Source organism: Microvirga sp. KLBC 81, from assembly GCF_003075415.1.
GTDB lineage: Bacteria > Pseudomonadota > Alphaproteobacteria > Rhizobiales > Beijerinckiaceae > Microvirga.
Genome location: NZ_QDAH01000114.1, coordinates 1 through 12,125, shown reverse-complemented (window position 1 = coordinate 12,125; position 12,125 = coordinate 1). Strand labels below are relative to the sequence as shown.

13 protein-coding genes are annotated in these 12,125 nt (G+C 61.8%); 7 read left to right on the top strand and 6 right to left on the bottom strand.

Translation table 11 applies throughout. The annotated features are described in order from the left end of the window. The first annotated feature begins 200 nt into the window (after positions 1-200). Together DC522_RS30305 and DC522_RS30300 are read left to right on the top strand one after the other, a co-directional pair. Positions 201-887 carry a Crp/Fnr family transcriptional regulator gene (locus DC522_RS30305; RefSeq protein ID WP_116532203.1) on the top strand — a complete coding sequence of 229 codons (687 nt, stop codon included), beginning with the start codon at positions 201-203 and terminating at the stop codon, positions 885-887. 310 nt (positions 888-1,197) lie between these two features. Further along, on the top strand, positions 1,198-1,758 hold the full coding sequence (locus tag DC522_RS30300) for a cupin domain-containing protein (protein ID WP_116532202.1): 561 nt from the start codon (positions 1,198-1,200) through the stop codon (positions 1,756-1,758). 198 nt (positions 1,759-1,956) lie between these two features. Here the strand turns inward: DC522_RS30300 and DC522_RS30295 are convergent, their stop codons facing one another. Further along, positions 1,957-2,637: a TetR/AcrR family transcriptional regulator gene (locus DC522_RS30295; protein ID WP_116532201.1), complete on the bottom strand. Its 681-nt coding sequence runs from the start codon at positions 2,635-2,637 to the stop codon at positions 1,957-1,959. A 141-nt stretch (positions 2,638-2,778) separates the two neighbouring features. Here DC522_RS30295 and DC522_RS30290 point away from each other — a divergent pair, with 141 nt between their 5' ends. After that, positions 2,779-3,969, top strand: a complete 1,191-nt coding sequence (locus DC522_RS30290; protein WP_116532200.1) for an HlyD family secretion protein — start codon at positions 2,779-2,781, stop codon at positions 3,967-3,969. A gap of 18 nt (positions 3,970-3,987) precedes the next feature. Continuing rightward, positions 3,988-5,583 carry a DHA2 family efflux MFS transporter permease subunit gene (locus DC522_RS30285; RefSeq protein WP_116532199.1) on the top strand — a complete coding sequence of 532 codons (1,596 nt, stop codon included), beginning with the start codon at positions 3,988-3,990 and terminating at the stop codon, positions 5,581-5,583. A gap of 60 nt (positions 5,584-5,643) precedes the next feature. On the opposite strand, the gene DC522_RS30280 is transcribed toward DC522_RS30285, so the two are convergent. The 4 genes from DC522_RS30280 to DC522_RS30265 all read right to left on the bottom strand — a co-directional run bounded on the left by DC522_RS30280 (position 5,644) and on the right by DC522_RS30265 (position 7,012). Then, positions 5,644-5,931, bottom strand: a complete 288-nt coding sequence (locus DC522_RS30280) for a hypothetical protein (protein WP_116532198.1) — start codon at positions 5,929-5,931, stop codon at positions 5,644-5,646. A gap of 17 nt (positions 5,932-5,948) precedes the next feature. Beyond that, on the bottom strand, positions 5,949-6,233 hold the full coding sequence (locus tag DC522_RS30275; RefSeq protein ID WP_116532197.1) for a hypothetical protein: 285 nt from the start codon (positions 6,231-6,233) through the stop codon (positions 5,949-5,951). Positions 6,234-6,263: 30 nt separating this feature from the next. Next, positions 6,264-6,758, bottom strand: a complete 495-nt coding sequence (locus DC522_RS30270) for a DUF2267 domain-containing protein (RefSeq protein ID WP_116532196.1) — start codon at positions 6,756-6,758, stop codon at positions 6,264-6,266. 68 nt (positions 6,759-6,826) lie between these two features. After that, the gene (locus tag DC522_RS30265) at positions 6,827-7,012 is read right to left on the bottom strand and encodes a hypothetical protein (RefSeq protein WP_116532195.1); all 186 of its coding nucleotides are present in this window, start codon (positions 7,010-7,012) and stop codon (positions 6,827-6,829) included. Positions 7,013-7,177: 165 nt separating this feature from the next. On the opposite strand from DC522_RS30265, the gene DC522_RS30260 reads away from it, so the two are divergent. From DC522_RS30260 to DC522_RS30250, 3 genes are read left to right on the top strand one after another with little or no spacing between them, the layout of a single operon-like run. Beyond that, on the top strand, positions 7,178-8,347 hold the full coding sequence (locus tag DC522_RS30260) for an ABC transporter ATP-binding protein (protein WP_165820386.1): 1,170 nt from the start codon (positions 7,178-7,180) through the stop codon (positions 8,345-8,347). A gap of 2 nt (positions 8,348-8,349) precedes the next feature. Next, a complete protein-coding gene (locus DC522_RS30255; protein ID WP_116532194.1) occupies positions 8,350-9,255 on the top strand; it encodes an ABC transporter permease subunit in 906 nt (301 codons plus the stop codon). Next, positions 9,252-10,055, top strand: a complete 804-nt coding sequence (locus DC522_RS30250; RefSeq protein WP_116532193.1) for an ABC transporter permease — start codon at positions 9,252-9,254, stop codon at positions 10,053-10,055. Before DC522_RS30255 ends, DC522_RS30250 begins: the two co-directional genes overlap by 4 nt. On the opposite strand, the gene DC522_RS30245 is transcribed toward DC522_RS30250, so the two are convergent. Then, a complete protein-coding gene (locus DC522_RS30245; protein WP_165820385.1) occupies positions 10,049-11,851 on the bottom strand; it encodes an AsmA-like C-terminal region-containing protein in 1,803 nt (600 codons plus the stop codon). The genes DC522_RS30250 and DC522_RS30245 overlap by 7 nt on opposite strands. Between the last annotated feature and the right edge of the window lie 274 nt (positions 11,852-12,125).

Here is a 12,125-nt window from a genome sequence, read left to right as displayed (position 1 = left end):
TGATCGCCACCGACCATGACCAGGTCGATTACCGCCTGATCGCAGAGCATGCCCGGCTCGTGGTGGATACCCGCAATAGTCTTGGTAAGGCGGGGCTTGCGAATGACCGGACGGTTAAAGCCTGATAAGCAGGGCTTTAGCTCTACTTGTACGGGCGCTATGGTATAGTTCTAGCGAAGGTTTGCGGTCGGGGGAGAGACATGGCGCGGCTTGCCAATGTTCATTTGTTCAAAGGACTCGAGATCGATCTCGCCCCCTTCGAGGCGCGGTCCAACTGGCGCCGCTTCGATCCGGATGAGGTGATCGTCGACTTTGACGAACTCTCCACCGACGTCTATTTCCTCCTCTCGGGCGAAGTGCGGGTGCTCATGCGCACCGCCTCGGGCAGGGAGGTGATCCTCAACGAGATGAAGCCAGGAGAGGTCTTCGGCGAACTGGCTGCCCTCGACGGCATCAAGCGTTCCGCGAACGTCACGGCGCTCACGAGAGGCGAAGCCTGCGTAATGCCAGCGGCTGTCTTCAAGGAACTGCTTTTCGCGAACCGGCCTGTCGCCGAGCGCCTCTTCTGCCTTATGGCCTCGCGACTCCGCGAGCTGAACGCCAAGTTCATGGAACAGACGGTTCTTGATCTAAGGCACCGGCTTTATTCGGAGTTGCTACGCCTCTCCGTGCCGCGCGGAGATAAGGGTGTCGAGCGGGTCATTACCCCGCCACCCTTCCACCACATCGTCGCCGCCCGCATCGGCTGCCGCCGCGAGCAGATCACGCGTGAGTTTTCGATGCTGACCCAGGAAGGCCTGATCGAGCGTACCCGCGGCGCCCTGATCCTGCGCCAGCCGGAGGTTCTGAAGGCCCGTGTCGCCGAGGCCATGCGAGCGGATCACTAGAGAGGGTACGAAGGACGAGACGTGCATTCTCGCAGGGGGATGCAGATGGCTCGCACCTTGTGCGCCTGAGGCGCGTCCCCGGCGGAACCGAGGAATTCCCGAAAACCTGAAAGGGCCCGATGCGCCCGGCTTTCTGACCTATGCAAGGGGCGGGGGCTGGTCGACGCGTCCAGGGACAAGCAAACGCATAGCCGCCCTTGATTCTGCGAGGATATCGCCTCATAAGAGACACGTAATAACGTCGGAAAAACTGCGATCCGAAGGTCGGCAAGACACTGAGCGCCTTCGAAACGCGCATCGAGGGGTTACGATGGATTCGTTTTCGTTCACACCAGGACTGACCCTGGTGAATGCCTTCAATCACGAGACCTTTGTCTTCACCACGCTCGAGAGTGGAGAGGCGGCCGAATTCGAGGTCCGTCTGGGACCGGGAGGCTCCGGTGGCGGCAATGCGATGGCCCACATTCATCCCAAGACGGACGAGACGTTCACAGTCCAGTCCGGCCTGCTGAACGTCTCCCTTGACGGCAAGATTCATGAGCTCCGGCCCGGTGAGACGATCACCGTTCCTGCCGGGAAGCCGCATTTTTTCCGCAACGCCTATGAGGGCGACACCGTGGTGGTCATCCGCTTCACGCCGGCGCAGCATCAGCTGCGTTTCTTCCTGAATTTCGCGACCATCGCGCAAAACCACACCGAATGGTTCGGCGCCAAGGGAGAACCCAGCTTCCTGCTGATGGCGCTAACCCTTCATACCTTCAAGGATCACTTCTATGTGGCCGGTCCGCCGGTTTGGGTGCAGAAGCTGCTCTTCGCAACGCTCGCGCCCATCGCCCGTCTCCTCGGCTACAAAGTCATCGTCATGCCCTGATCGGAAATGGGCGATCCCTTCGAGCATCTGAGATCTGCCCATCCCCGGAGCGGACAGGTTACTGATCCGGCGTCTCGCTAGAGCATCGTGTGGAAAAGTGGGCCCGGTTTTCCGCCAGCAACGATGCGCCACCAAAAGGGAGCATCGGATCGATCCGATGCTTTAGGTCGGGGCCTCTCTTAGAGGTCCCAAGAGGCGTTAGCGTTGCCCTGCCTGTGGCCCATAGGCTGCGAAGAATACGCGGACGGCGTTCTCCACGTTTGTCTTGATCTCTTCCTGCGTCGGCGGACCGCCGACGGCGAAGAGCTGGCGGCGCATCAGGCCAGAGACGCAGAGATCAAGAAAGTGTTGGGCGGCCACGCTGGTGTCCTCGACCGACAGGCGCCCAGCCTGGACTTGGCGATCAAAATAGGCGGCGAGGCGGGCTATGCCCTGGCAGGGGCCGGCTTCATAGAAGGCTTGGCCAAGGGCAGGGAATTTCTCCGCAGCGCCGATCACCATGCGGATCGAGGAGATATGCTCCGGCGTGCCCATGCGGGTCAGGTAAGTATGGCCAAGCCGGGTGAGCACGGAGCGCACGTCCGGGTCATCAGCGTCGAGCTTGAAGAGGACCTCCGCTAAGCCCTGCTTTTCTTCCTTGGTCAGTGCCGCAAACAGGCTCTCCTTGCTGTCGAAGTACACATAGAGCGTGCCCTTGGAGACACCGGCCGCCTTCGCGATCTCGCCCATGCTGGCGCCATCGAAACCGCTCGCCAGAAAAACCTGACGGGCACCCTCCAAAATCTGGCGACGCTTGACACCCTCCGCGCTCTCTTCTGCCGAGAGAGAGCCGCTGGGAGCGGCGGCTGTTGCGCGAGCGATATCTTTCAGGTCGCTCATGTGCGTTTTGTCACCTCCGGCCTATTGACCGAACGGTTCGGTCAAATCATATGTATCTACCTAGTCATTATAGTTCAATGCCGCAAGAACACCTCGAAACTTTCTGGTTCGGGCAGTTTGCGTTGTCGATAGAGGGTTGGCATGGCTTACCGTGAAGAGTTCGAACAGGGCGGAAAGGGGGCTCCCGCGCCCGCCATGGATCGACAGCCTGCCCAGTCTCCCGAAGCGGAGCAGGGTCCGCTCCAGGAAGCTGCGCCCGCCAAGGCGAAGTCGCGCAAGAAGCCGGTGATCATGGCTCTGCTATTGAGCGCTCTGGCGTTCGGCGGCTACGAGGGTTTTCACTGGTGGACCGAAGGGCGCTTCATGGTCTCGACCGATGATGCCTATGTGCAGGCCGACATCACGATCCTCTCGGCCAAGGTGTCCGGATACGTCTCCTCCGTGGCCGTTATCAACAACCAGAGCGTCAGGGCCGGCGACCTGATCGCCAAGATAGACGATGGCGATTACCGCTTTGGCCTGCAATCGGCCAAGGACAAGCTCGCCACACAGCAGAGCTCCATCGAGCGCATCGGCCGTCAGATCGACGCAGGCCGTGCCTCGGTGGCTCAGGCCGACGCGCAGGTGGCTGCCGCCAAGGCGGAGGCTGAGCGCGCTGCCAGCGATTATGCTCGCCAGCAGCAGCTTGCCCGTTCCGACTACACCAGCCGCGCAGCTCTTGAGAACGCCAAGGCCGCCAGCGATCGCGCAGAGGCCAACGTAAAGAGCGCTCAAGCCGCTCTCGCGGCCGCCAAGGCGAATATCGACGTTCTCTCAGCCCAGCAGACCGAGGCGCGCCGTGTTGCGGCCGAGCTGCAGACAGGCGTCGAGAAGGCTGAGCGCGATCTTTCCTTCACGGAAATCCGTGCGCCGGCCGATGGCGTGATCGGCAACAAGGCCGTCGAGGTTGGCACCTTTGTGCAGCCGGGCGCGCGCCTGGCCGCTCTCGTGCCGCTCACCAGCGTGCATGTGGATGCGAACTTCAAGGAAACCCAGCTCGCTCATCTGAAGCCGGGCCAGAAGGTGAAGATCGAGGTCGATGCCTTCCCGGATGCGGACATCGTCGGCACGGTGGAAAGCGTGTCGCCCGCCTCCGGCGCGGTGTTCAGCCTGCTGCCGCCCGAGAACGCCACCGGCAACTTCACCAAGATCGTGCAGCGCGTGCCCGTGCGCGTGTCTGTCAGCCCCGAGGTTGCACAGCAGGGCCTGCTGCGTCCCGGCCTGTCGGTTGTCGTCGATGTGGACACGCGTACCTCGGCTGAAGCGTCCAAGACAGCCAGCCTGAAGCAATAAGGAACGAGCAAAGCCCCCATGGCCGCTTCCGCCGCCATATCGAACAATCCGAAGGCTGCCATGCCGGCCGCAAAGTCTGCGCAGGTAAGTCCGCGCAAGACCTTTGCGTTCTTCTGCATGGTCTTCGGCATGTTCATGGCGATCCTGGACATCCAGATCGTCTCGGCGTCGCTCGCCGAGATCCAGGCGGGTCTCTCCGCATCTTCGGATGAAATCTCGTGGGTGCAGACGAGCTACCTGATCGCGGAAGTGATCATGATCCCGCTTTCAGGGACGCTTTCACGCGTGCTCTCGACACGCTGGATGTTCGTCATCTCCGCAGGCGGCTTCACGCTCATGAGCTTCCTGTGCGCGACGGCCACGAATATCGAGCAGATGATCGTCTACCGTGCGCTGCAGGGCTTCATTGGCGGCGGCATGATCCCGACCGTCTTCGCGTCAGCCTTCACCGTCTTCCCGCCGGAGAAGCGGCCCGTGATCTCGCCGCTCATCGGCCTCGTGGCGACGCTCGCGCCCACGATCGGCCCGACACTCGGCGGCTACCTCACCGACCTGTTCTCCTGGCACTGGCTGTTCCTCGTGAACATCGTGCCCGGCATCTTCGTGACAGTCTCAACGTATCTCCTGGTCGACTTCGACGAGCCCAATCTCGAACTCTTCAAGAGCTTCGACTGGTCGGGTCTCGGCTTCATGGCGGCCTTTCTCGGGAGCCTCGAATACGTGCTGGAAGAGGGGCCGAACAACGACTGGTTCCAGGACGAGGCGGTGCTCATCCTCACCATCGTCTGTGTTGTCGGTGCGCTTGGCTTCTTCTACCGGGCGTTCACGGCGAAGCAGCCCATTGTGGATCTGCATGCGTTTGCCGATCGCAACTTCCTCGCGGGTTCGTCCTTCAGCTTCGTGATGGGCATCGGCCTCTACGGGCTGACCTATCTCTACCCGGTCTATCTCGGCCGCGTGCGGGGCTACTCGTCCCTGCAGATCGGCGAGACCATGTTCGTGTCGGGTGCCTGCATGTTCCTGATGGCACCGGTGGCGGGCTTTTTGTCCCGCAAGATGGACCCGCGCGTCATGATGGGTATCGGCTTTGCCGCCTTTGCCTTCGGCACATGGATGATGAGCGGGCTCACTAAGGACTGGGATTTCTGGGAGCTTTTACTGCCTCAGATCTTCCGCGGCATCGGTCTCATGATCTGCATGGTCCCGATCAACAACATCGCGCTCGGCACATTGCCTCCGGAGCGCATCAAGAACGCGTCGGGCCTCTACAATCTCACCCGCAACTTAGGCGGTGCGGTGGGCCTGGCGCTCATCAACACGATTCTCAACAACCGCCTGGATCTTCATCTCCAGCGGTTGCGCGAGAACGTGAACTGGGGCCGCTCCACGGCGGTCGAGACGCTGAACTCCATGACCCTGAAGTTCCAGTCTCTCGGCACCGATGCGAGCTCGGCTGCGATCAAGACCCTGTCCAACATGGTTAGGCGCGAAGCCATGGTCATGTCCTTCGCGGACGTTTTCCTGCTGCTGACCGTGCTGTTCCTGGGGCTGGTCCTCGCCTTGCCCTTCGTCAAGAAACCGCGTGCGGCACCCGCCGGTGCCGGCGGTCACTGAGACGACCCTCCTGAGACTAACCTCCAAACAACTTCAGCCCGGCTTCAAGCCGGGCTTTTTTTATTGCTTGGGCGATTTCAGCTTGAGGCGGCGCAGAAGGCCATAGACCTCCTCCACCGACCGGCAGACCCGGTTCAGGATCACGGGCTGGCGCAGCGAGACATGGATGTGGTTCGGCGCATAGAGGCGAATAGTGCCGAAGCCCGGAAAGCGGCCGTTGCCGGGATGCCGGTTGTTCCAGCGGTTCGGCGGACGTCCAATCCAGGGCTTGTAGGTATGCACCGCATCGAGCAGCCGGGCGCATTCGCGATAAAAGCTCTCCTCAAGCGCATGCTGCTCTGGTCTCATTCCTTCAGCTACGCTTACTAACCTGCCCGCGTTCCATCCTTGAAGCGTAGATCATGGGCGCGAGCCATGAGAGAGACTTCATGCGGCGAGAGAGGATTGCTGCTGGCCGCGCCATCCATGCCCCTCTGCTCGCCGGACCATTCGCTGGTGGCGCGATCAAGGCGCAGAACAAAGAGGCTGCCATCTTTGACATGCCACTCTGCCTGTCGCTCGGTCTCGAGCTGAGGAAGGTGGCCTTCTCCTGGTTGCGCTTTGTCCAGGCCGCCCGCAACATCGGGCCTCTGTTCCGTGCCGGGCTTCATGACATCCCTCCATGGCTCGCGTTCGATGGCTTAAGCTTCCCTGGCGAGACGGTTCTCGTCGATTTCGAGTTCGACTCGGGTCCTGTCTCCGAGCAAAGCTCGCTCAGGCCAGATGGCCCGAACGTCTTCCGGCAAGGCATGCCGCACTTTTTCCACCTGCCCCTCCGGAAGATGCCGGGATAGGACAGTAAACACGGCTTGAGCTGCATCCTGCGGGTCAAAGGGTCTGGTCGGGCCAAGGTCTTCAGCGACACGCTGGAGAAACTCGTCGAGCGAACGATAGCGCTCGGGTGCTGTCGCAGGACGCCACCGATCATAGAAGAGTCCGCGCACAAGAAGCGGCAATTCCGCACTGAGATGCGCGGACAGCTCCAGAGGGATCCGGTCGCGTAGGGCGTGCAGAACAGACCCCAGCGCATGCCAGGCGACGTGCCGGTCCGGGCCCAGAACCTGCATGATCTCCTTGAGCCAGGTGTTTGTCGTGTGAAGAGTTTTATCAAAGACTTCGAGACCGTTCGTGCTCATGGCGAACCTCCTTGGTCATCGCAGTTGCCCCGCGTCTTTCCAAGCGGTAGGCGCCAATCTCCGGCTGTTTAAGACTTTGCGCTGGAATTGGGATTGTGCTTGTCGGTGGAGGTTGTCGGACCTTTCGATCCTTTCGATCCGCCGCCCCACTTTTCCGCATTCTGAACGGGATTGCCGCCCTTGCGACCGGGCGAATGGGCCTTAGGGCTGCCGCTGGAGATTGGGTCGTGCTTGGTATCGGGTGTGTCGGGCATCTGGAAGCTCCTTCTGCCGATGCTTCCGGAACGAGGAGGGACGATGGTTGTTCCAGCGTAACCATAGAAAGGATGGGGAGTGCCGGGCTTAAATCTGTTGTTCTCCCGGCTCGATCATCATAGCTTGCGCGGCAGGTTTTCTCGCTTAGGTGAAGTTCAAAAATCTTGCCTCCGCCACTCCGCCAGTCCGCTTCCGTCGGCGCCGTGCGCCGCACTTTCGCTCCCTGGGCCGATCCCAATGCCAAGCCGCTGATCCGCTTCGAGAGCGTAACGAAGCGGTTCGGCGAGGTCGTGGCGGTCGATCACCTGACACTCGATATCTTCGAGGGTGAGTTCTTCTGCCTGCTCGGCCCTTCCGGCTGCGGCAAGACGACCCTCATGCGGATGCTCGCGGGCTTTGAATATCCAACCGAGGGGCGCATCACCCTCGCCGGGCAGGATCTCGCCGGCGTTCCGCCCTATCGGCGGCCTGTGAACATGATGTTCCAGTCCTACGCGCTCTTCCCGCACATGAGCGTGGAGAAGAACATCGCCTTCGGCCTGAAGCAGGATGGCTTGCTGAAGTCCGAGATTGCCGCGCGTGTGGAAGAGATGCTGCGCCTCGTCCAGCTCGAAAAGCTCGCGAAACGCTATCCGAGCCAGCTCTCCGGCGGCCAACGCCAGCGCGTGGCACTGGCCCGCGCTCTCGCCAAGAAGCCCAAGGTGCTGCTCCTCGACGAGCCGCTCGGCGCTCTCGACAAGAAGCTGCGTGAGGAAACCCAGTTCGAGCTGATGGACATTCAGCACGATCTGCACATGACTTTCGTGGTCGTCACCCACGATCAGGAAGAGGCCATGACCATGGCTGACCGCATCGCGGTCATGGACCACGGCCGCATCGTGCAGGTTGCTACCCCCGGCGAGATCTACGAACAGCCGAAGACCCGCTTCATCGCGGAATTCGTCGGCGACGTGAACATTCTCGAAGGCCATGTGATGGGCCAGGAGAACGGCCTCTGGCGCGTGAAGACCGCTTCCGCCGAGGTGCCGCTCACCATCGACGATCCCGACGAGGTGCTGCATTCCGGTCAAGCCGTAGCGATTGCGGTACGCCCCGAGAAGATGGTCGTGCGGCGCGAGAAGCCGGGCCCCGAGGCCGTGAACGTACTCACCGGCGAGGTATGGGATATCGGCTATCTCGGCGACTGGACTGTCTACCGGATCAGGCTCGCCACCGGCGAGATCCTCCGCGTTTCCTGCGCAAACGTGTCCCGCTTCGTGGAAAACCCCATCGACTGGGACGAGCAGGTCTATGTCACCTTCGCGCCGGGTGCGGCGGTGATCCTGGCGGAATAGCCATGAAGGAGCGTTCTTTCACGAAGAGACTGAGTGCGGCTTTGGTGCCTGCCGTGCCGTATCTCTGGCTTGGCGTGTTCTTCCTCGTGCCGTTCCTGATCGTGCTCAAGATCAGCCTGTCGGATACCGCCATCGCTCAGCCGCCCTACAAACCGGTTTTCGAGTGGAGCGATATCGCAGCCTTCTTCAGCGCGCTCGATCTTGAGAACTTCGAGCTTCTGGTCGACGACGATCTCTACTTCCGGGCAACGCTCTCGTCAGTGCGTATCGCGGCGGTCTCGACGATTCTGCTGCTGCTCGTGGGCTTTCCCATTGCCTACGGCATGGCGCGCGCGCCGGAGCGGCACCGTTCGCTGCTGGTTGCACTCGTCATCCTGCCGTTCTGGACGAGCTTTCTCATTCGCATCTATGCGTGGATCGCAATCCTGAAGCCTGAAGGGCTGCTCACTCAAGGACTCATGAGCCTCGGTCTCATCTCCGAGCCCATCGGAATCCTCAACACGGAATGGGCCGTCTATATCGGCATTGTGTACGCCTATCTGCCCTTCATGGTGCTGCCGCTTTACGCGACGCTGGAGAAGATGGACGACACGCTGCTCGAAGCAGCCCTCGATCTCGGCTCCACGCCCTGGCGCTCATTCTGGACGATCACCGTGCCGCTCGCGATGCCGGGCATCATCGCAGGCTCGCTTCTCTGCTTCATCCCGGCCGTGGGCGAGTTCGTGATCCCGGACCTGCTGGGCGGGTCTGAAACGCTCATGATCGGCCGTCAGCTCTGGAGCGAGTTCTTCTCCAACCGCGATTGGCCGCTGGCCTCCGCGGTTGCCATCCTGCTCCTCATCATCCTTGTCGCGCCCATCGTGATCTATCGCGACGTGGAGGCACGGCGCGTGGAGACGCGGCCATGAACCGGCGCCTGAGCCTCTTCAATGTCACGTCGCTGGTGTTGGGATTTGCGTTCCTTTACCTGCCGATCCTGCTGCTTGTCGTCTATTCCTTCAACGGCTCACGGCTCGTCACCGTCTGGGGCGGGTTCTCGACACAATGGTATGCGGCGCTTTTCCGCAACGAGGCGCTGATGGAAGCGGCCTGGGTGACGCTGCGCATCGCGCTGCTCTCAGCCAGCATGGCCACCGTGCTCGGCACGCTCGCGGCCCTGGCGCTCACGCGCTATGGGCGCTTCCCGGGCCGCACGCTGTTCACCGGCATGGTCTATGCGCCCATGGTCATGCCGGAGGTCATCACCGGCCTGTCGCTGCTCCTGTTCTTCGTCGCCGTTGATCTCGACCGCGGCTTTTGGACGATCATGCTCGCTCACACCACGCTGACCATGTGCTTCGTTACGGTGGTGGTGCAGTCGCGTCTCATGACCTTCGACCGTTCGCTGGAAGAAGCAGCAATGGATCTCGGCGCTCCGCCGCTGCGCACATTCTTCGCCGTGACGCTGCCGCTGATCGCGCCGTCCATCGTCGCAGGCTTCCTGCTTGCCTTTACCCTGTCGCTCGATGACCTCGTGATCGCGAGCTTCAACACGGGTCCGGGCGCGACGACGCTGCCGATCAAGATCTACAGCCAGGTCCGGCTGGGCCTGTCGCCGGAGATCAACGCCGCTTCGACCATCCTCATCGGTCTCGTGACGCTCGGCGTGATTTCAGCCACCTTGATCAGCAAGCGCTCGGTGCTGCGCTCCCGACGCAACGCTCAATGAGCGGTCGCCTGCGGCCCCTGTTCGTTCGGGGCCACACGGACGGGGAGAAGGGGCTTCGCAGCACCCGACCGCTCGATCAGGGAGCGGGTATTTGGCATGACGCTGATGTTGTCCCACCCGCCGTCGATGTCAAAGGCGATGGCGGGCGGCGATTTGGTCCCCGCTGCCGAGACCTCCGCCTTCAGGTTGAGGGTGCGGTCCACCATCAGCACCTGGCCCTTGAGCTCGGCCACGACTTCGGTTGATGTGAGCTTGGCCTCCGCCACCTCGCCGACGCCACCTTGGATAACGATCTGCGCTTGTGCTTCCTGGAACGGCGTGCGGCCACCCTTCCAGTTGAGGGAGGCGAGAAGAGGGTGCTTCTCGACGCGCTTCAGGGCATCTCCCAAGGCAAGACCCACCAGTTCGCCCTTCCGAACAGTGATCGAGCTGCGGCCTTGCGCCTGTTGGACCACTTCGATCGGGTTCTGTCCCTTGCCCTCGAACGTGAATTGTCCCTGAGATCGGCCCGTGATCCAGCGTGACTGGCCGACGCTGCTCAAGAAGGGTCCGATTTCCACGCCTGAGAAGGTGCCCTGGCTCTTGAATTCGGTCTGGCCATCGACGGTGGTCAGCGACAGGCGGCCTTTCAGGCTGCCGTCATGGAAGCCGGCACGTCCGATGGAGGCTTCGATCTCGCCAGGGCGCACGAGAACGCTGGCGGCCATGTCCTCGACACGCAGGCGTCCCAGGCGGGCCGACGCCGCCGAGAGACGCAGATCGAGATCGCTGCCCGTGACATGCGCGAGATCGAGGTTCTCCTCGCTCCAGGAGCCAGATGAAGTGCGGGCCTGAGCGAAGGGCGCGAAGAAATCAGAAAGGTTCAGGTCCTCCGCTGCGAGGGTGCCTGTGATGACGGGGCGTTCGGTATCGAAGTGAACCGCCATCGTGCCCTCCAGCTTGTCGCTGCCCAGCGCGACAGCCACCGAGGGCCAGGACAGGCGCCGGCGGTCCATGGAGAAGTCGCCCTTGACCGAGAAGGCCTGGATCAGGGAGCCGAAGGGCAGCTTCACGCCGCTCCAGCGGGTGAAGTCGCGCACGGAGGTGGCTTCAATGGAGCCTTCGCCCGTCATGCCGGGATTGAGGCCAAGCTGCGCTTCACCTCTCAGGCTCAGACGGGCCGCGGGTGCGGCGATGGTCAGCTCGACCGGGCTGATATCGCCGGAAGCAAGCCGGTCAGGATGAACAGAGGCCTCCTCGATCACCACTCGCGCATCCCGCCACAGGCCGTTGCCATAGACCGTCAGGGGCTCGTTCTCGCCCACCCAGCGGATCACGAGTTCCGCGACATCGAGATCCGCGTCCTTCAGGTCGGTCCAATGGATGGAGGAGCTGTTGAGGATCAGGCGGCGGGCATGCAGGGCCTTGGACCGGCTCTGGAAAACCTCGGCCCATTTCACGTCCTGCAGCGCTTGGGCGGAGGCCGTGATCTTGCTGTCGCTCAGCTCGAAATCGGAAAGCTCGACCCGTCCGAGCAGGAGGGGGAGCACGCGGATCTCACCCCGCAGGATTCCGCCTTCGGCCGTAAGCGCTTGGTTGGGGAAGCGGATTGTCACATTTTCGAACTTGACCCGGGGAATGGGAAGCACGGCGAAGACGCTGCGCCCTTCGACCGTCAGATCGAGGCCATAGCGCTCCCTCATATGGTCGGAGAGAGCAGACGAGAGGCCGTTCTCCCTGAGGGTCCAGGGAGCTGCGGCCGCCCCGATGAGGGCAAACGCAATCAACGCAATGAAAAAGACGACGCGGCGAGACATGAGTGTAGTGTTTAATCCTTGTGCCCCGCCTCGCAAGGGATGGCTGATCAGCAGCCTGTGGGCGGCGGGGCCGAATAATCCATTGTTCTCATATATCCATTGGAAGGGATTGTCTAAATTGAGGCCAAGTTGCAGGGTGCGACCTGATCTCATTCCAAGACCTTAAGGGGCAGGCATAGCCCTAGGAGGAATCGTTGATGAATAAGGTTTACAGCGATGCGCGGTCTGCGCTGGCTGGGCTTGTGAAGGATGGCATGACCATCATGGCCGGGGG